Genomic DNA, 19,890 nt, shown 5'->3' on the forward strand with positions numbered 1-19,890 from the left:
ACGACCGGCTACCGAATAACATAGATCGGGTTGCCGATGAGGACCCGTCGACCGTCGGGCGTGCGTACGTCGGCACGCAGCCAACGGACCTTGTCGCCTGCGGGAATAACGAAGGGGACTTTGGCATCGGTACCCGTGACGGCGCCCTGGCGACCCCCAAATAAATGTCTGCCGTCGGCGATGAGATCGATGACATCTCCGTCTGCGCCGGCGACACGGACAGTTCCGTGGATCGGCTGTCCCGGATCGCGGCGCAACGTCCCGCCCATCGCTGTGTCGGCGTGAGCGCCTGCGCGCGCCGTCAGATCGAGCACGCGTCCGGGGTGTGCCCCTTCGAGATCGACGAACATCCGCCCCGACCGGAGGCCCGCGAGAATGCCTGCCTGCGACAGGTTGGATGCGTAGACCACGGTGGCCGGCGTGCCGACGGGCGATTGTGCGCCGACCGGCGAGGTGCCTGCCTTGCCGTCGATCGCATCGTGATTGTCGCTGCCGCCGATACCGGTCAGGTGGTAGCCGCGATCGAGCAGCTTTTCCCACCATGCGGTGCCCGAACCGATACCATCGTCGAACGCGCCGCCGTGATCCGCCGCGATGCCGCCATTGGCGACTTCGATCGCGCCGACCTTCGCATAATCGGTGCCGGGCGCCGACCATCCGCAGCCGAGGCAATTCTCGCCGGTAGGAATCTCCGGATGATTGATCGAGATGACCGCGCCCGTACTGCGTGACCCGTCGAACATCGCATCGATGTCAGGTGCGCCGACCGCGCCCAGCCGGTATTCGACGAAATCGGTGACGCCGAGCAGATTATAATGGCCATATTGCGTGGTTATTTCGCGACCGGGGATCACGAGCAGATCGTCGAAGAATGGCGCGAGCTCGGCGAGTTCGGCGACCTGAGAGCGGACGTTGTGATCGGTCACCGTCACGAAATCGAGCTTGTGATCGCGTGCGGCCTTCAGCGTGAAATATACCGGGCACGGCACCGGATTGCGGCTTGGCTCGCTCCGGCAGAGTGCGTCGCTTTGCCCGGTATGGGTGTGGAAGTCGCCGCGATACCAGCCCGGACCGGTCCTGAGCGGCGTGGTCGTGATCGCTTGCGCCGCTGCCCCCCGATCGAAATGCACGGTCATCCTGTACGGCGACACGATACCGGGCCGGATCGACGCCACCGCGATGCTCAACCGCCAGCGCCCCTTCGGCAACGGTCCCGGCAGATACGAGGTGGAGGCGAAGGTCTCGGCGATGACGATGTGGGGCTTGATCGCGCCGCCCCAGCCGCGCTCGCGCGTCGGATCGTAGACGCCGAGCACCAGATACGTGCCGTCCTTATGATCCGCGCCCTCGACGTCGATCGTCAATTTGGTGACGCCTGCGGGTACGTCGAACGGGAGCTCGCGGTAACTGCCGCGGTCGCTGTCCCGCATCACGCCGCTGATCACCACGTCCTGCAGGGAAGCGGGTGCGGTCTGAGCGGGGACGGGAAGCGGGACCATGCCCAGCGCCGCCGTGGCGAGGAGCAGCGGACGCATCACCGGTCCGCCCGGTTCGACGGAACGCGCCTGCAGCGCGCGGCGACCGGGTCGCAGCGTTGTAGGACGTTGCCGGGCAAGCTCGCGCGATAGGCGTAGCCGTGCGGGTTGGGCACACCGTCGTAATAGTCGCTGCTGACGAATTGCGCCCCCGATGCCACTGCCGCGTCGAGGCGGGTCGGATCGTTCGCGCGCGCTTCCTTCGTGTCGGCGTCGGCGCGGGTGCGAACCAGATAGCCGGCCCGCACGAGGCGACCGATACGAGCCTCTTCGCCGCGCGGGTCCTGGATGTTGAATACCGACGCTTCGGGCGACTGCTCGTCGTAATAGCCGAACATGGCACGCCCGCGCAGCGACGGGTGGCCCGCGCGGTAGAGCGCGTAGTGCCGCTGATCGCCGTCGAGCACGAACAGGAAACGCCCCTTCGCCGCGGCGAGCGTTGGCCAGGCGTGCGCGCGCACCGCCTCCGCCAGAGTCGCGTGAGCGCCGCGCACGTCGTCCGGGACGATCAGCCGATCTTCACCCATGACGGTGCGGATATCGGTATCGAGCGCGTCCAGATCCGCCGCCTCGAACTTCGCGTCGTGCAGCCACGAACCGGCGATCGGCGGGAAGTCGCTGGCGTTGACCAGCACCGTGACGGGCAGATGATCGGGGTGGCGGTCCGACCAGCGCCGCAGGATCGCCAGGCAGTCGCGAAAGACGAGGCAATGGCTCTCGATATCGAGCTGCGGAAAGTGCAGCACCTTTGCACCGGGCGCCGTCATCGCCTTGCGTGTCGCGGGTGCCGCCATCTGGTACGGCGTGGCATACAGCCCGCCTTGCGGATCGGGCGCGACGTCGATCTCGATCTGGCGGATGCCGAGCCCGAACTGCGCCTCCAGCGGCGGGTGGCCATAGTCGAGCTCGTCCCAATATTGCGGGGCGAGCGTGCGGATCCGTGCTTCCTCGTCGGCGGACGGGTAGCGCTTGTAGCTGTTGTGCGAGCCGAGCAGCTGCACCTGATCCAGGCGGAGCGTCGCCGGCAGCCCTTCGACGCGGTCGGCATGCCGCGACGCCGCCGGAACCGCTGCAGCGAACGCCAGCAACGCCGTGGCCGCCAGCCGCCGCGCCCAGTCCTTTACCACTGGAACGACGTCGTCAGTTTGAAGAAGCGACCCGTCTCGACGTAGGAGCCGTTACCGCCGCCATCCTGGACGCCCAGATAGCGTGTGGTCTTGCCCATAGTCTTGTAGAAGCTTTCCTTGTTCAGGATGTTCTGCACCTGTCCGGACAGCGACCATTTGCCGATGTGATAGGTTGCATTGAAGTTCAGCTGGCGGTTGGGCTGGAGATAGGTGTCGAGCTGGTCGTTGAGGCTCAGCAACTGGCGGCCGACATATTGCCAGGCCAGGCGGCCCGAGAATGCCGGGCGCTCATAGAACAGCTCGGTATTGTAGATGACGTTGGGCGCGCGCGGCAGCACCGTCGTGCCGCGCCCGGTGACGCCGCTGTCGGCCTTGCTGTCCTGCAACGTGGCGGATCCCTCGATCCCGAAGCCACCGAAGAAGCGCCCGAGTTCGAAGAACTGCTTCCGCGCGTGAAATTCGACGCCGTAGAGGTCGGCGTTGCTGCCGTTCAGCGGCATCGTATAGACGACCCCGCCGACCGTGTTGGTCCCCCCGCTCGAACTCGGCGTGCTGCCGGTTGCCGTCGCGGTGAAGACGAAGTTCGACAGATGCTTGTAGAAGCCGGCCGTCTCGATCACCGCGCTATGATCGGGATACCATTCCACGCCGAGATCGAGATTGGTCGCCGTGGTCGGCTTCAGATCGGGATTGGACCGGTTGACGAACGCGAGCGCACCCGTGACGTCGTTATAGCTGTAGGTTTCCGGACCCGCGACCAGCGAGAAGGCAGGCCGCGCGAAGCTGCGTCGTGCGGCTGCGCGAATGACCAGTCGATCGGTCGGGCGATAGGCGAGGTTCAGGCTCGGCAGGAACTCGTTGTAGCTGTTGCCGTCCGACGTGAAATGGCCGGTATCGTTCGGCGACGTGCCACCGGAATCGGTGACCACCACCCAGTGCGTCGCGGAAAAGTCGGTATGCTCGAAGCGAAGCCCGGCGACCATCTGCACCGGCCCGAGCGCCGCATCCGCCTGTGCGTAGCCGGCCAGGACCGTCTCGGTGCCGAACACGGTGTTCCGGGCATAGTCGTTGGTGGTGTAATACCCCGGATTGGGCGTCCCGTCCGGCGTGAACTGGTTGGTATAGGCGTAGGGCAGGATGCTCTTTTCGAAATATGTCCGGTCGTAGATGCGGAAGCCGGGATAGTTCGTGCCCATGAAATCGACGTTGCGGCCGGGCAGCGCGGAGCCTGTCGGGCCTTGTCCGGCATCGAAATCGGGTCGACTGCCATCGGCGGCCGGAATGACGAAATTGTCGCCGTTGTTGCCGAGCAACCCGCGATCATATTGGGAGCGGTCGGAGAGGCTGAAGTCGGCGCCCCATTTGATGTGCTTGATCAATCCATCGGGGGCGTAATCCATGTCGAGTTTCAACTCGTACAGATTGTCGTCGGACTCGACGTCGCGCGCCTGGAATTTCCACGCACGGATCGAATCCGCGCTGAAGACCGCGTTGCGCACTGACGGATCGGCGAACGCGAGACCGATATTGGTCGGATTTGAGGTGTCGATCAGGACGCTGCCGCGCGGATTACCGGCGCTGTCCGTCAGCAGGCTGGCATCGCTGTACAGGCTTCCTTCCACGTAATTCGGGCGGCGTTGCTGGCCGTAGCCGTAGGACGCGCGCAGCGATGCCGTCACCGTGTCGGACATCTTGATGTCGCTGCCGGCCTGGATCGTGCCGAGCTGCGAGATCTGGTCGCGCGCCTGGAAGTAGCTGCCGGCCAGCGTACCGAGCGGCGTATAGGCACCGTTCGCGCCGTAATAGGGCGCGGTGCCGAGTTGCTGCTGGATGCCGCCCGTGATGCTGTGCTGCACGTCGATCGACGAGACCTTGTAGTGGCCATAGGTGCCGCGGATGAAGGCGGAGACCGCATTGCCCCGGAAATCGAGCGAGACATTGCCGCCGAAGCGCTCGATGTTCGAATCGTAGAGGTCGTATTTGATCCCCATCGCGGTCAGGTCGCCCGGGCCCGACGTCGCGGTCGCCGGAATATACGTGACGGCTTCCGTGCTTTCCGCTGCCGAACGGCGCTGTTCGTAATAAGCGGTCGCGTAGATGCCGATGGCGTGGTTCGCGCCGAACGTCTGGGCGAGTTCGATCTGGCCGACCCCGCCGAACGCCTTGAAGCCCAGCTTGTCGGCGCGGTCGTTGTAGTTCGAGCCGCCGGTGACCTTCAGATAATGGTCGCCATATTGAAAGCCGGTCGGCGTCGCGATGTCGACCGTACCGCCGATCGAGTCGCCGTAATCGGCGGCGCCCGGCGTTTTCGATACGCTGGCCGAGCGCAGGCCGTAGGGCGCGATCATCTTGAGCGACAGCGCGCGGGTCGCCGGATCCGACTCCACCACGCGCATGCCGTTGATCGAATAGGCGTTGTAGCTGGAATCGATGCCGCGGATCGAGATGAACTCGGCTTCGCCGGTCGCCGCCTGACCGAGCCCCATATCGGCATAGGCGCTGACACCCGGCAGCACGGCGAGGATGTCGACGATGTTGCCGCCCGGACGCCGGGCGATCGTCTCGCCCGACATGACCGCGTTGGTGCCGACCTGCTGTCGTTTCCAGGCGAGCGCGCGTTCCTCCTCGAGTGGCACTGCGCCGGTCACGACGATTTCGCTACCGGGATCGCTGACTGGATCTGCAGCCGTACCGGCGGCGGGCTGGGGATCTGGCGCCGCGGCATTCATCGTCAGGGCGACCGAATGGCGAAGGCTAGCGCGGCTTTGCGGGTCTGCCGCGCCCAGCACGACGGTCCTGCCATCGTCGCTGCGCAGCCGGAGCGGGCTGTTCGCGATCAACAGGCTGAGGGCTGCCTGTCGCGACATTGCGCCGCGGATCACCGTCGACCTCACCTGCGCGATCGCGGCGCGGGGAAAGAATATCTGCACGTTCGCCTGACGGCCGAATTCGGTCAGGGCGCTCGCCAGGCTTTGCGGGGCGATATCGAAGCTTTGCAGCGCGGGTGCGGCGATCGGCGCAGCGTAGGCGGCAGGCGTCATCAGGAGCACCGCGAGAAGCGATGTCCCGGCGAATTTCGGGCGCATGTGGAAACCTCTGTTGGTACGAGCTGGCTGAAAGCGTCTTCATCACGAAAGACGATCAGCGCAGGGCCAACCGCCAACTCCGTGAAAACTTTCTTGCGTTCGATCGGCGCGAGGACGGTGCGCGTCGTTGGCAGCGTCAGCGCGTCAGCGCGTCAGCAGATAGGCGGTCGGCGAGCGCGATACCCGGATGTTCAGCCCGGTCGAGACGGCGGCCAGAAACGCGGTCGGATCGTTCGTGACGAACCGTCCGCCGACGGGAATACTGGCGAGCTCGCGGTCGACGATGACGATCTTGCGCGCCAAGAAACGGTTATACTCCTCGACCGCACTGCCCAATGTCGCGTCGAGAAACAGGATTTCCCGGCGCTGCCAGGCGGTGATGCGGTCGACCTGATCCGTATCGGCGGGCCGCACGATGGCGGCTTCGGACGATACCAGCATGCTCGTCGCGCCGCCGCGGGCATCGATCGCCGAACCGGACCGCCCGGCGACGCGGGCCACGCCCTGCAGCACCAGCAGGTCCAGCGCCTCGCCGCGTGCGCGAACGTTGAAGCGCCCCGCCGACAGCATGACGGAACGGCCGTCGCCGTGCATCACCGCGTCGGGCCCGTTCGGCAGATCGAGCGCGACCTCGCCGCGTTCGATCCAGAACGTCCGTTCGGTGCCGGACACGCGCCAGGACAGGCGGGAGTCGGTGTTGAGCGCGATGGAACCCCCGCCGGGCAGGCGGATCGTCTTGCTTTCGCCAAGCCGGGTCGTTTCGCTTTCCCACGCATAGGCGCGCGTCGCGGTGGCACCGGCCGCCACGACGCCGACCGCTAGCACCGCGCATGCCGCCTGCAGGAAATTCCGACGCGAATGGGTCGAGCCGGCTTCGGCGCGTGCGTCGGGTTCGGGAGTGGCGTCGTTTTTGGGTGTAGCGCCGGGGGCACTTTGCGGGGTGTCGACGCCGACGCTGTTCCACATCGCGAGCGCACGCGCGAAGGCGATCGCGTGCGCGACATCGCCGTCGCGCCACGTCTGGAACGCGACCTCGTCGAGCGTCCCCAGACGATGCTGCGCCAGCCACGCGGCGGCCTCGGCGGCATCGACATCGGCATCGTCACGAACAGGACCACCGAACCGCGTCATGCGCGATCCTCTTTCAGCACGTACATACTCCTTTAGACGAATGCCGCACCGCGACCCGCCAAGGCGGCACTCAATGGGGGGTGCGTAATCTCGCGGGCGGGCGGTGTTCGAGCGCCGGTTCCTGCCCCTCGTACGTGTCCCGACGCCGTGGCTCAAGCGCCTGGGTGAGCAGGTAAACTGCACGGGCAAGCCGTTTTTCCAGCGTCGACAGGCTCACGCCGAGTTCGTCGGCGATCCGTCGCGGCGATTGACCGTCGACGCGGCAGCGTTCGAAGACGATGCGGCACCTTTCCGGCAACGCCCGGATCGCGCGTGCCAGATCGTCGAGCTGCTGACGATCCTCGGCGATGCGATGCTGGTCGGGGGTGTCGTCGGGCGCATCGAAATTCTCGAGATCGACGAAATGGCGAAAATCGATGATTTTGGCGCGGCGCAGCCGGTCGATCGCCAGATTGCGCATCATCCGCATCATGTACGTCCTGGGGTTGCCGATCGCGCCCCAAGCCTCCGTCGCCAGCATGCGGGCGAGCACATCCTGCACCAGATCGCGGGCCTCGTCCGTGCCGCGACACAAACGGTACGCCGCATCGAGCAGATCGCGTTCGAAGGGCAGAACCTCCTCGATGAACCAGCAGTCGATAGGGCGGACGACAGGCACGCAATCTCACGCTGTGGCTAAAGGTAGCGCTCCCAATAGGTCGCCCATATGTCACTATGGCGACAGCCGGAGGAGGCGGTCGCCTGCAACGTCCACTCGAACGGGCCAGCCATCCGCGCCGTCGGCTGTCGAGACGGCGCGAACCCAGTCTGCAACACGTTGCCGGTAAAGCGTTACCGACCGTTCAAAGCGCGCTTTGCGTCGAATACCGCGTCGGCGGCCTTGCCTCCGACCCGATCGACATCCCGATCGAACTGGGCGACGACGCGCGGTGCCGTCAGCCCGTTCAAGCCTTTTCGCAGCAGGCGATCATACTCGGCGCGCGAGTCCGCTTTGGCGAAGGTTCGGGCTTTGAACTCGGAGAGCGCGGCCTCGAACTTCAAGCGGTCCTTCGGTCCGAGATCCGCCTTGGCTGCCGCTAACGTCCGCTTGAACGCGTCCGGGCTGCCTCCGTCGATGACCGTCGCCTCGTGGGCGCCGAAGTTGCATGCCGACATCAGGACGCATGCACACAGGAGGAGAAACGGCCGCATAAAACTATTCCCTTGGTGCCGACGGGGATCACTCTCATCGCTGACGGCTTGTTCGGTCCAGGCTGTATATGGGCACCCGCTCCCTTTGTCAGGCGAGCATAACCACTGCTCTGCCATGCCGCCCGGCAGCTGTGTCAGACGGCAACTACCGTTGCCGAACCGCAAGCGGAGAATCGTTCGTCGCAGGGCCGGCCATGGCCGCCACGCCGACCAAAAGATCCTTTATCAGATCCTCTGCACGGGATCGCCGAGACGCCGCGTTTCCTGAGATCTCAATCCTCGGCCCAGCGCCGGAGGAGGTTGGACTGCGTCTTCGCCAACAAGTCCAGCTCGGGCGTCTTGCCGAGCCGTTCGAACAGCGCATGGCGGGCCGTCTCCAGATCGAAGAGCAGTTCGCGTGCGTCGGCGTCTCGGATCAGGCTGCGAACCCAGGTGACGGCGGCCAGTCGTTCGCCCGATACCACCGGCGCGACGCGGTGCAACTCGGTCGTCGGGTAGACCACGGCATCGCCTGCCGCCAGTTTTACGTCCTGTTCGCCGGCCGCGGATTCGATCACCAGTTCGCCGCCTTCGTACGTATCGGGCTCGGACAGGAAGATCGTGACCGACACGTCGGTCCGCATGCCGCCCATGATCGCGTCGTCGACATGGCTGCCATACGCCATGCCGGGTTCGTAGCGGCTGAACAGAGGCGGGCGAACCACATGTGGTCGCGTCGCCATCCGGAACAGCGGATTGGCGAGCAGTCGGTCGATCACGAGGTCCTGCATGTCGGCGAGCAGCGGTTCGGTACGGTCGACCTGCTCGTTGCGCTTGACGGGCCGTGCTTCGCGGCCGGCGGTCTGGCGCCCGTCGACATAGCGGGTCTTGCCGAGATTATCTCGCAGCGACCGGAGATTGTCGGCGTCCAGAACGTTGGCAATCATGATCAGCATCAGGGATCTCGTGGCATCGTGACGTCGGCGAGCGCCCTATCAGTTCGACCTCATGCGGCCAACGCCCGGGGATACAGGAGGCAGCATGCGTACGAAATTGTGGATGGGCGTCGGTGCCTTCGTGGTCGCGCAATCGGGCCAGGCGATTCTGACCGAGGCGGCGGCCAAGCCGCTCGCGTCGTCGGTCGATCAGGTCGGTGAGGGCGGCGAGAGCGAGCGTGGCGAGGGTGAAGGCGAGGGGCGTCAGGTCGTGCGCTCCGCCAAGTCTCGCCATGTCGTTCGCAACCCGCGCCGCGCCCGTGCAGCGCAACAGCATGCCGGCCAGCGCGGCGAAGGCGAATATGAGGGCGGTGAAAACGAGCGTGGCGAAGGCGAAGGCGGGCGCTGATCCGGCAGCATAGATGACGATAGGTAGCGGGCCTTTGCGTAGTCTTAGGACGCAGCCTAACGGCAGGCCGGCGTTCGATGCCTTGGCGTCCAACAAGTGTTCAGGCGCCATAGCATGCATTCATGTACGCCAGCCGTGACCGGCCATCGGCGTGATCGGCATCGCCGGGAAACTGACGCATCGATGTGCCGAGCGCGTTCAATTCGGTGCGTGTAAGCCAGCCCTGTATCTTGCCCTGCTGCACGGCCCAGCAATCGGCGGCCGCTTCGCCCGGGCCGAAGATCTGGTGGGCGCATTCGTGGGTGTACCAGAAAAGCTGTTGCGCGTGGCAGGTCGAGGACGCGCGGATGAAGGATGATGCGCCCCTTGTACGCCGCCGCGATATCGTTGATCGGCTGGATCATGGTGTCGACCGGTCCGCACGTCGCGCGGTATCCGGCAAGCAGCAACGCGCCGGGCAGGATCAGCCGTTGCGCAGGTGCAGGCTGCGGAAGCAGCGCGAGCAGTGATGCCGCAGCACCAACAAGGCAGTTTCTGACCATGACGATCCTAGCCCCGCGCTGCGGGGTCGAGAGAGTGTCGAGATTTAAGGGGCTGTTGCCGCGTCGCGAGGCGGCGGTCGTCCGGCGGCCGCTAGCTGAAGCAGAGGTAGAGGATCCCAGCCCACAGCATCGCGGATGGCAGCGCCGCGTTACGCATACCGCGCAGAACCGGATGAATCTCTTCGTCGCGAGACGCGGATCGCACTGGTCCGGCGGCTCGATCGCGCGTCGGGAAAAGCGTGGTGTATTCGTTGGCTGTGCTGGCAAACAGGGTGTGCGCGCGAGCCCGATGGCCGACGCCCGAACGGAAATTCGAGTGCATGGAGTGTCTCCGCCGGATTACGTGGAACCACGTCATCCTTTGCTCTCGCCGGCAGGGGGAGCGTGGATGTTTCCGAACGTCGGTCTGGTGCGATTGACGCATCCGTGAGGGCAGGGTGGAGGCGATCTCGTCGCGCATCCCGCTTAACCTATGTTGGTCGTACTAAATAAACGTTGAGCAATCGGTAAAGATGCACGCTTGAAAAATATAACTTATGTCAGGTGTGACAGCCGTGTATTTGTCGACGCCATTGATGAATGGGGCGACGATTCCATGACCGATTTTGCCAATACTGACGCAGTACATGGAGGATTTCCGCCAATGCCCGACCAGCGCGACGGACAGTTCGAATCGCTCGACCGAGCGAAATCCGCGGAGGAGGTCCGTGATCGGATCGCATGTCATGCCGATGCCGTCCGGATGCCGGCGAACGAAGTCGAGCTCTACATCGTTCGCAATTTCCTCACGTCCGAAGAATGCGCGGCATTGATTGCGCTGATCGACGCAAACCGGGTGCCGTCGCCGGTGGTTTCCGACAATCCGGTGCCGTCTTACCGCACGAGCGAGACCTGTTATCTCTATCCCGGCCCTGCCGCCGTCACTGCGGTCGAGGCGAAGCTGGACCAATTGACCGGGCTCGAACCGGCATACGGGGAGGCGTTGCAGGGCCAGCGCTACGCCGTCGGACAGGAATTCAAGCCGCATCACGATTTCTTCGACACCGGCCAGCAGTATTGGCAGGATCAGGTGAAGATGGGGGGGCAGCGGACCTGGTCGGCGATGACCTTCCTCAACGAACCCGAGGCGGGCGGGCGGACGAATTTCCCGACCGCCAGCCTGATGATCGCGCCGAAAGCGGGCAATCTGGTGATCTGGAACAACATGGACGAATATGGCGCGCCGAACCCGAAGTCGCTGCACCAGGGCATGCCGGTCGAACAGGGTGTCAAATACGTGCTGACGAAATGGTATCGCGAACGCCCCTGGTGCCAGTGACGCGAAGGCCGATTGCCCCGAACTTCTCGGATACTTCCCCCGCTAGAGGGGAGGATCAGCCGGCCTTTTCGTCCATCCCGACCGGCACCGCGAACACGCTGCGCAACGGCCTGGTCTCCGGCAAGATGTAGACGATCCCGACGGTTCCGGTGAACAGCGGCTTGACCACCCCGTCGTAGAACCCCGGCGGGACGTTCACGCAACCATAGGAGATCCGGTTGTCGCTGGGGCTCGGCGAGGCGAGGCGCCCGGCGCGATCGTCCACGCGACGACCCTTGATGACGCGGTGCATCGACAGCGCGGCGTCATAGTCGATCCATAATATATCCTGCTCGAAATCGCGCCCGAGCGACGCTTCGAACCGGCCCGCGGGCGTGGTCCGTTCCGCCGGGGTGATCGTCGCGAGCTTGCGCTGGCCGATCCCCGGCACGCTGTCGTCGCCGTGCGCCATCCCGAGCAAGGCGGGCGCCGTACCGCGCAGTACGCCGGCGCCGTCGAACGCGAACACCTTCGCGTTCACCTTGTCGATGACGACGAACGGCAGCGCATGATTGTCGTGCGATGCCGCCACCCAGTTCGCCGTGTCGCGCGCGTCGGTGGAGATCGTCTCGCCATTGAACTGCGCGACGTTCGCGGTGGCGGTGTCGGGCTGAGCCGCGACCGGCGACGCGACGACGATCCAGAGAGCGAGCAGGCCGGGCCGGAAGCACCCGCTCGCCCACCGCCCTGCGCGACGCCCTGGCGCGCCGATCATATCAATGGCGCGCCTGCTTGCGCGGATAGACCGGTACGACGGGCGCCGCTGGCGGCGTGGGTTGCACGAATTGCGGCAGGACGGCGTGCACCGGCTGCGGCGTGTCGGGCGTCTCGACGATGACCGTCCCCGGACGCTCGGGCGCCGGATAGGTCACGCCGCCCTCGACGATATCGACCGTCGGCGGCGTACGAACCCGGACCGGTACCGGCGGCACGGAAAGGAACGGCCGCGTCGCGTTGGGCAGATCCGGCACGGGCGTCGGCGTTGGTGTGGGCGTAGGCGTGGGAGCAGGCGCTGGTGCGGGAGCAGGCGCTGGTGCCGGTGCCGGAGCAGGCGCTGGTGCGGGAGCGGGCGCTGGTGCGGGAGCGGGCGCTGGTGCGGGAGCAGGCGCTGGTGCGGGAGCAGGCGCTGGTGCCGGAGCAGGCGCTGGTGCGGGCGCAGGCGCTGGTGCCGGAGCGGGGGCAGGTGCAGGTGCCGGTGCCGGTGCCGGAGCAGGTGCCGGTGCCGGAGCAGGTGCCGGTGCCGGTGCGGGAGCAGGTGCTGGTGCGGGGGCAGGTGCTGGTGCGGGGGCAGGCGCTGGTGCGGGAGCGGGCGCTGGTGCGGGAGCGGGAGCGGGAGCGGGCGCCGGTGCGGGAGCAGGCGCAGGTGCAGCCGTTATCGTCCCCGTCGTTCGGAACCCGGCCACACAGCACGAACTCGCCAGCGCGTACTGGTCCGCGTTGGCGCCCGCAAGCGTGTAGCCGCTGAAGCTGACGCCGATGCCCGTGCCTTCGCCGGTGCTGTCGAACGTCGCGGTCGCATTCGGGCCGGCAACCAGCGAAACGCCGGTCGGCGTGCCCGATGTGCCGTTGGTGTTGAACCCGCTCAGCACCGCCGCATTGGTGCCGTCGGCGACCTTCTGCGCGGTCGGGAACAGCAGCATCCGCTGGGTGATCGCGGCGCCCTGGGTGAGGACGAACTCGGTCGAGAAGTCGGTCGGCGTCGTGTACGAGACCGGGTTGTAGTTGATCGATACCGGCGCCGCGGTGACCGTGGTCGGGGGCGACAGCGCGGAGAAGACGATCGTGCCGCCGTTGACGCCCGGACCGGTGCCGTCAGATCCTGCGATCAGCGTCAGCCCGACCGGCAGGCCGAGGCTTTGTGCCGGGATCGTCGTACCGCGGGTCAGCGTGACCGCGGCGTCGATCATGACGTCGTGGCCAGCACACAGCGCGATGTTGCCGTCGGTGGTCGTGATCGCGTGAAACACCTGCACGTTGCGCCCGGCGTTCAGCAGGATGCTGCCGTTGGTGGTCGTCAGATCCGCGTTGACGTTCACGTCGCGGCCGCAGCACGCGACGATATTGCCGTTGGTCGCGGTGATCGGTGCGTTGATGTTGACGTCGCGAAACGCGTTCATCGTCAGCGTCGTCGGCACGCCCGACGCGGTCCACGCGACCGCATCGTTGACGAAGATGTCGCCATTGCCGGTCGTCGTGTCGCCCGCCGCGGGGATCGTGCTGATCGTGACGCTGGTCGTCACGAGCTGTGCCGACAGCGTCGCGCCCGAGATGTTGCCGCCCGCGCCGATCACGTAATCCTGCGGATCGATCAGCCACATGCCCGTCGTGCCGGACGGTGCATAGGTCGAAACCCGCGCACTATCGGCGACGTTGACCGTCGCCGCCGACGTTTCGATAAAGCCGCCATTGCCGCCGACGGGTGCGCTCGCGTCGAGTTCGCCGCTGACGCTGACCGTGCCGGTCTTCATGTCGCCGAGCAGCAGGATCGTGCCGCCGCGGTTCTGCAACGTGCGCGCCTCGACGATGCCGGTGTTGTTGACCGCGGTGTGGAGCAGTTCGCCAGCGCCTTGCGCGGTCATCACGACCTTACCGCCATCGGCGCGAATGAGCCCGCCGTTGCGGACCAGCGCGCCCACCGCACCCTTGTCGACCGCGACGTTGAGCAACCCGTCACCCGCGACGTCGAGCGTGATCGCCTCGCCACCCGCCAGCACCACGGTGCCGAAATTGGCCTTGATCGTGCCGCCGTTACCGACGTTCGCGCCGAGCAGGGCCACATAGCCGCCCTTGGCGGTGATCCGGCCGTCGTTCTGCACGCTCGCACCGCTCGTGCCCGCGAAACTGGTCTTGCCCGCCAGGAAATCGGCATCGGAGATGTTCAGCGTCGAGGCGACCAGCCCGCCGACGTTCACGTTCGCGGTCTGGCCGAACAGGATGCCGTTGGCGTTGACCAGGAACACCTTGCCGTTCGCCGACAGGTTGCCGAGGATCACCGACGGATCCGATCCCAGCACGCGGTTGAGCGCGACCGAGTTGCTGGTGGGCTGGTCGAAGACGACGCTCTTACCCTTGCCGATCGAGAAGGACTGCCAGTTGATCGCCGCGCGGTCGCTGGTCTGCGTCACGGTCAGCGACTTGGTGCCGGTCGCGATGCTCGCCTGGCCAGCCACCACTTCGCCACCGGTCGGCAGCGTCTGCGCCTCGACCGGGCGCACCGCGATCGTGCCCGCGAGGCTGAACCCGATCAGCCAGGCGAACCGCGCGAGGCCGGTCGTGCCGAACAGCCCGCCACGCCGCGTGCGCGAGATGGCGGCGGGTGCAGGACGACTGGTGTTTCTGATCGACGAAGGAATGGGGGTCATGGGCGGTATCCTCGGTGGCGGCGGATGGCCGCAAAGTTCGGTGCGGGCAACGCGATCAGAAGGTCTTCGACAGCTGGAACCAGGCGCGGCCCGACTTGTCGGGGGCCGATGTCGCGTCCTCGTCGCCGAGCTTGCGCGCATAGGTCGCCCTGGCGGCGATCCCATACGGTCCCGCCCAGCTCAGCCCGGCACCGTATGCGCTGCGATTTGCGTGGTTCGATCCGTCGAAATACGGATGCTTGACGTAATCGACCTCGCCGACGTCGACGAACCCGAACAGCTGGAGCGCACCGGGAACGATCTGCGGCAACGCCAGCCGTGCCTCGGCCGTCGCGACATAGCCCTGGTCGCCGTAAGCCTCGCCCTCGGGATAGGCGCGCACCGCATAGGCACCGCCCAGTTCCATCTTCTCGGAGATGTCGAGATTGTCGAATGCGATCTGGCCGCGGACAGAGGCGAACAGCGACAACGGCCCCGCGATCGACTGCAACCGCGCGACGCTGAACTGCACCTTCCCGTAACCGCCGTCGGTCCGCGCGGTCAGCGCGTCGACCGAGCGCTCATACGCACCGCGAATGTCGAGATTGCCGATCGAATAGCTCAGCGAAAAGGCGGTCCAGCCACCACCGAACAGCGTGTCGTGCTGATCGCCGCTGAGACCGATGTTGACGACCTGAGCGCGGCGATAATTGACGGTATCGACGACGCCGATCTTGTCCTCGAACCATTTCAGGTCGCCGCCGACCGTCAGGTACAGATTGTTGTCGCGCGATCGGATCAGCGGGTAGCTGGCATAGACGCTGGCGACGTCGGCATTGCCGCTGCCGTCAAGGCTGTCGAATTCCTTGCCGAGCGAATATTCGAGATGCGCGAAAGCGACGCCCAGCGTCACCGGGCCGATCGGCGCCTGGTACGAGGCGCGGCCATAGGCAAGCCCCGAGAACGACGTCAGCGCGCGCAGGCTCAGCACGTCGCCCGAACCGGTCGGGTTGTTCCAGTTGACGACGCCACCGACGCGGTAGGCGCCGGTGTAGCGGTTGCCGGCATTGTCGGCCTCGACGCTGCCGGTGATGGTCTGGCCGGGGGTGATGTCGACGAGCAGGTCCGACGTGCCGACCGCGGTGCCGGGGCTCAGCGTCGAGGACACGCGCACGCCGGGCAGGTCCGACAGCATCAGCAGGCGCCGCTCGAGCGGTGCGACCGCGACCGGATCGCCGACGTCCAGACCGCTCATCATGCCGTTCGCGACGCGGTCCGACAGCCGCGATGTGTTCTTCAGGCCGATCGCGCCGAAGCGCCCCTCGATGACCGCGATCGTTACCGCGCCGCTCTGGACGTCCTGCTCGGGAAGATAGGCATTGGCCACGAAATAGCCGCGGCTGGTGTAATAGTCGGTGATCCGCGCCGCGAGCGTCTTCAACCCGGACATATCGAGTTCGCTGTTCGGCGTGAACCCGGACGCGGCGACCAGGTCGGCCTCGGGGAACAGCGTCGCGCCGGTCACGCGGAGCGACCGGACGAGCGTCTTGGGGCCGCCCGATTCAGGCACGGCGACCGGCGTCTTGCGCTCGAAACCGAGATCGGGCGAAGCCTTGTCGATAAGCGGCGTCGGCGGGATCTGCTGGAGCTGTCCGCCGGCCCCGACCGGGACCTGCGCCACCGCAGCCTGCGTCGAAACCAGTAAGGCAACCGGGCTCACAGCCGCAAGCGCGGCCGCCCGAAGGGTCGACTTGAACATGAACACCTCGAAAGTCACCGCGGATGGAAGGGCCGGATCTCCCATCCGCAGCAGCGGGAGCCGTTTGGAACAGGAAAGTGAAATGCGCCCGAAGCAAGGGCGAAGCCTTCATGACTGTCGGCGGTCGACAAGCGTCGATATCCGCCGCGATCAGAAACACGATACCAGGCACTGTCGGAAGCGTTGTCGATCGCGTCACTCGCGGTGCCGACCCACTCCGTATAATTCTTGATCTATGTATATAATTCAGATCAAGCGCAAGCTAAATCACTGATTTATAAATCATAAAATTACAATTTTGCCGAGCGCATGCGTTTAAATTCTTGGCAATGCCACCATAATTCGCCTCGTCCGACAGCCTTGGAATGGCCTTCGACGGGAGTATGTGCCAGCTGCCGTTAAATATCGATTAATCGGCATAACGATCCGCTCTGACGCATGTCTGGCGATCTTACTGCCGCGATGGCGATACGGATGGGAGGGTCTTAGTAAAGTCGAAAGGATCTGAACGCCTGACCTTTGCAGTTCGCTTGCTCACAATGCTGCACTTGCGGGCGTTTATGAGGGGAGGGTGCCGCAATACCCCGCTATTTTGCCACGATCGAGCGATTCGCGAGGTCAGCGCGATACCAAGTTGCTTGAGCGCTCCGCCCGATCAGGCCGCGCAATGCGGTTGAGTTTGCCAAGACAGCTTGACTATTAGGTCAACTAATTACCGATTGGCGACCAGTTGAAGATTTTTAGCCGCGTGGGGCGCGGTCGACATATGAGCTCGATTACCCCGGAGGAGTTATGTCTGTTCGCTCTGTGGTTATGACGAGTGATCCCAAAAAAGCGCACACGGTTCGTTACACTTTCGTCGCTCAGTAGAAGGTAGGCCGCTCGACCGGCGCTCATTGTTGAGCGTCGGTCGACGACTGCCGTTTCTCTGCCGCGACTATTGCCACTCTGCATAAAACGCGTACGTTAGATCAATGGACGATTTAACTGCATACCGCCTTCAAGTGGCGGCGAAGCTAAACAGCGATCACAGCTTCACCTATTACGATTCTCTTCCATATCCTCCAGATAATGTGTTTCTTCATATAGGTTTGTATATGCAGGGGGCTGCGGCAATTGATCTCGTCATCCGGCGTATATACTTCGCGTTGCTCGCCGATGGCGATAATACGACGAGAGGAAAAGAGAAGGCTACCCTTTTTCAAATGTTAGATCGGCTTCCCAAGGCCATCGAGTCCTCACCTGTTAAGCTTTACAAAAAGAAGCACTTTCCTCGACTAATCGTTATAATTAAGGGACTTCTTTCGCTGCGAAACCAAGTTGCACACTCTTCTTGCCGGTGGGAACCAAGATGCAATATGCTAATATTTGCCCATGCCAATGAAAAAGTGGGCGCGAGCATTAGAACTGGTGACGGTATTGTGTACTGGTCGATCGACATGGATAAATTTATAAAGGTAGTTAAAGACTTAAAGAAGATGGGCGGTTTCATGATGCAATATTCCGCCACTTGGCTGCCAAAATTGAGACCCTGGTTGCCTACATATTTCAATGGGAAACCTGATGTAACCGGAGATGCAGCCGAACGATTTTTTACGGATTACCTAGAGCGTAATGGCATCATTGATATGGATGAAATCGATGCGGCTATCGACGAAATCACCGCAGCGCGTGTCACGAAATAAGTAGTGGCATTGCCAAACGTACCCGGCCTGCACAAGCGCCAAGACGATGAGTTCGTGGAAGGGCCCTACCTCCGGACGCAGCGGCCAACATGATTGCACTGACCCAAGCTGGGGTACGTCGCACCGCATAATACCGCATGAGCTAAAAATCTTGGCGCTGGTGGAGCCGAGGGGAATCGAACCCCTGACCTCTGCAGTGCGATTGCAGCGCTCTCCCATCTGAGCTACGGCCCCGCGCCTTTGGCCATCGGCCACGACGCGCCATTACCAACTCGTTTTACGCCATGCAACCGGTCTGATGGCGGTATCGACAGGCCGTTCGGCAGGTCGTCGCACGTTCAGGGCCGACCGACGTTACAGCGGCGTAACTATCGGAACATTCGCGATTTCCGACCTTTGTAAGGCATGGAATGTACGGCGTCGCATCCGACGGGGCCGGCAGCCGCAGGACGTCAATATAGGAGTTTCCTATGGTTTACGAACGCAACACGCGCGATCCCCAATCGGGCGATTATTTCGGCCGGCCCAACTCACAAGATTACGGTCGGGACTTCCGGTCCGACGGTGGCGGATATGGTCGCTCCAGCGCGCGCGAATATGAAGCCGCCGGCGAATATGATCGTGACGACAATCGTGGCGATCGCGGTCGAGAGGACCAGGGGCGCGGCGGGCAATATGGTCGCGAACAAGGCGGCCGGGATTATTATGGCGGTCACAACGACCGCTCGCAGCCATCGGGCAATGGTGATCGCGGCCAGCCGCGATCCGGCCAGCAGGGCTATGGCCAGGGGCGCTCCGATCAGTCCTACGGGCAGCGGGGCTATGGCCAACAGTCTTATGGTCAGCGCAGCCAGGGTTCGGGTAACGCCGAATACCATGGAAGTTACGCGTCCGACGGTCGCCGCTTCGAGGATGTAGGCCGCAACCGCCACGCTGACGATGACAATCGGCGTACCCATGCGGAGCGTGGTGAGGACAATAACCGTGGTTACGGTCGTCAGCCGCAGGGCTATGATTACGACGATCGGGGTTTCATCGCGCGTGCCGGCGACGAAGTGCGTTCGTGGTTCGGCGACGACGAGGCGGAGCGTCGTCGCGAGGCGGATGCACGCTATGACGAGCGCTCCTACGGCAGTCCGGGCGATCGTTCGTTCGGGAGCCGCTCGTCGGGCACGCACGACGATCATTATCATAACTGGCGCACCACGCAGATCGCGGCGTTCGATCGTGACTATGACGAGTATCGCACCGAAAACCGCTCGAAGTTTGAGAACGAGTTCTCGTCGTGGCGGACCGAGCGTCAGGGCCAGCGCAGCGCGTTGTCGCAGGTTTCGGAGCATATGGAAGTCGTCGGCTCCGACAGCAGCCATGTCGGCACGGTCGACAAGGTGAAGGGCGACCGCATCCTGCTGACCAAGACCGACCGCGATGCGGGCGGCGTGCATCATTCGATCCCATCGCGCTGGATCAAGACCGTCGATGGCAAGGTGACGCTGTCGAAGTCGGCCGACGAAGCCAAGGCGGCGTGGAAAGAGGAAGAGCGCAACTCGGCGATGTTCGACTATGGTGACCGGGCCGGTGGCGACCGCACCGGCGGCGACAAGAAGGACGCTGGCACCACCGGGTTTGCATCGAGCAGCCAGACGGGCAGTGGCATGGGCAATCGTGACCAGGCCACGACTGGCGGGACGATGACGGGCACGTCGGCCGATACGCTCGGCAAGACCGGTTCGGGTACCTATTGATCACCTGAACACGTCGGCCACCGTTGCATGACGTTGGCCGGCAAGGGGCCCGGGCGGGAACGTCCGGG

Annotated in this window: 15 protein-coding genes and 1 tRNA gene; 5 read left to right on the forward strand and 11 right to left on the reverse strand. The window is 64.4% G+C overall.

The window, feature by feature from the left end:
* Nucleotides 1–8: 8 nt before the first annotated feature.
* From U1707_RS08860 to U1707_RS08890, 7 genes are all read right to left on the reverse strand, one after another.
* Nucleotides 9–1,535 (reverse strand): CehA/McbA family metallohydrolase, encoded by a 1,527-nt coding sequence (locus U1707_RS08860; RefSeq protein ID WP_332799700.1) that lies wholly within the window; start codon nt 1,533–1,535, stop codon nt 9–11.
* Nucleotides 1,535–2,662: a Ca2+-dependent phosphoinositide-specific phospholipase C gene (locus U1707_RS08865; protein WP_332799701.1), complete on the reverse strand. Its 1,128-nt coding sequence runs from the start codon at nt 2,660–2,662 to the stop codon at nt 1,535–1,537. Before U1707_RS08865 ends, U1707_RS08860 begins: the two co-directional genes overlap by 1 nt.
* Nucleotides 2,656–5,748 carry a TonB-dependent receptor gene (locus tag U1707_RS08870; RefSeq protein ID WP_332799702.1) on the reverse strand — a complete coding sequence of 1,031 codons (3,093 nt, stop codon included), beginning with the start codon at nt 5,746–5,748 and terminating at the stop codon, nt 2,656–2,658. The genes U1707_RS08865 and U1707_RS08870 overlap by 7 nt, the downstream gene beginning before the upstream one ends.
* 144 nt (nt 5,749–5,892) lie before the next feature.
* Nucleotides 5,893–6,879 (reverse strand): FecR family protein, encoded by a 987-nt coding sequence (locus U1707_RS08875; RefSeq protein ID WP_332799703.1) that lies wholly within the window; start codon nt 6,877–6,879, stop codon nt 5,893–5,895.
* 70 nt (nt 6,880–6,949) lie between these two features.
* The gene (locus U1707_RS08880) at nt 6,950–7,537 is read right to left on the reverse strand and encodes an RNA polymerase sigma factor (RefSeq protein ID WP_332799704.1); all 588 of its coding nucleotides are present in this window, start codon (nt 7,535–7,537) and stop codon (nt 6,950–6,952) included.
* Nucleotides 7,538–7,710: 173 nt separating this feature from the next.
* Nucleotides 7,711–8,070, reverse strand: a complete 360-nt coding sequence (locus U1707_RS08885) for a hypothetical protein (protein ID WP_332799705.1) — start codon at nt 8,068–8,070, stop codon at nt 7,711–7,713.
* 272 nt (nt 8,071–8,342) lie between these two features.
* Entirely contained in the window at nt 8,343–9,005 is a 663-nt protein-coding gene (locus U1707_RS08890) for a Fe2+-dependent dioxygenase (RefSeq protein ID WP_332799706.1), read from the reverse strand.
* 85 nt (nt 9,006–9,090) lie between these two features.
* On the opposite strand from U1707_RS08890, the gene U1707_RS08895 reads away from it, so the two are divergent.
* The 3 genes from U1707_RS08895 (at nt 9,091) to U1707_RS08905 (ending at nt 11,253) form a co-directional block, all read left to right on the forward strand.
* Complete coding sequence (locus U1707_RS08895; protein ID WP_332799707.1) at nt 9,091–9,393, forward strand: hypothetical protein; 303 nt, start codon at nt 9,091–9,093, stop codon at nt 9,391–9,393.
* Between the two features lie 151 nt (nt 9,394–9,544).
* Nucleotides 9,545–9,751, forward strand: coding sequence for a hypothetical protein (locus U1707_RS08900; protein WP_332799708.1), 207 nt, complete (start codon nt 9,545–9,547; stop codon nt 9,749–9,751).
* Between the two features lie 827 nt (nt 9,752–10,578).
* Nucleotides 10,579–11,253 (forward strand): prolyl hydroxylase family protein, encoded by a 675-nt coding sequence (locus U1707_RS08905; RefSeq protein WP_332799709.1) that lies wholly within the window; start codon nt 10,579–10,581, stop codon nt 11,251–11,253.
* 55 nt (nt 11,254–11,308) lie between these two features.
* Here U1707_RS08905 and U1707_RS08910 read toward each other — a convergent pair whose 3' ends face one another.
* Genes U1707_RS08910 through U1707_RS08920 form a run of 3 tightly spaced genes read right to left on the reverse strand, consistent with a single transcriptional unit; the run spans nt 11,309 to nt 16,392 of the window.
* Nucleotides 11,309–12,007 (reverse strand): L,D-transpeptidase, encoded by a 699-nt coding sequence (locus U1707_RS08910; RefSeq protein WP_332799710.1) that lies wholly within the window; start codon nt 12,005–12,007, stop codon nt 11,309–11,311.
* A 1-nt stretch (nt 12,008) separates the two neighbouring features.
* A complete protein-coding gene (locus U1707_RS08915; RefSeq protein ID WP_332799711.1) occupies nt 12,009–14,654 on the reverse strand; it encodes a two-partner secretion domain-containing protein in 2,646 nt (881 codons plus the stop codon).
* 55 nt (nt 14,655–14,709) lie between these two features.
* The gene (locus tag U1707_RS08920) at nt 14,710–16,392 is read right to left on the reverse strand and encodes a ShlB/FhaC/HecB family hemolysin secretion/activation protein (protein WP_332799712.1); all 1,683 of its coding nucleotides are present in this window, start codon (nt 16,390–16,392) and stop codon (nt 14,710–14,712) included.
* Nucleotides 16,393–17,366: 974 nt separating this feature from the next.
* Between U1707_RS08920 and U1707_RS08925 the strand changes: the two genes are divergently transcribed.
* Nucleotides 17,367–18,077 (forward strand): hypothetical protein, encoded by a 711-nt coding sequence (locus U1707_RS08925; protein ID WP_332799713.1) that lies wholly within the window; start codon nt 17,367–17,369, stop codon nt 18,075–18,077.
* Between the two features lie 158 nt (nt 18,078–18,235).
* On the opposite strand, the gene U1707_RS08930 is transcribed toward U1707_RS08925, so the two are convergent.
* Nucleotides 18,236–18,311, reverse strand: a tRNA-Ala gene (locus U1707_RS08930).
* Nucleotides 18,312–18,547: 236 nt separating this feature from the next.
* On the opposite strand from U1707_RS08930, the gene U1707_RS08935 reads away from it, so the two are divergent.
* Nucleotides 18,548–19,822, forward strand: a complete 1,275-nt coding sequence (locus tag U1707_RS08935) for a DUF2171 domain-containing protein (RefSeq protein WP_332799714.1) — start codon at nt 18,548–18,550, stop codon at nt 19,820–19,822.
* Nucleotides 19,823–19,890 lie beyond the last annotated feature (68 nt).

This window comes from Sphingomonas sandaracina (assembly GCF_036663695.1).
In the GTDB taxonomy this organism is placed as follows: domain Bacteria; phylum Pseudomonadota; class Alphaproteobacteria; order Sphingomonadales; family Sphingomonadaceae; genus Sphingomonas.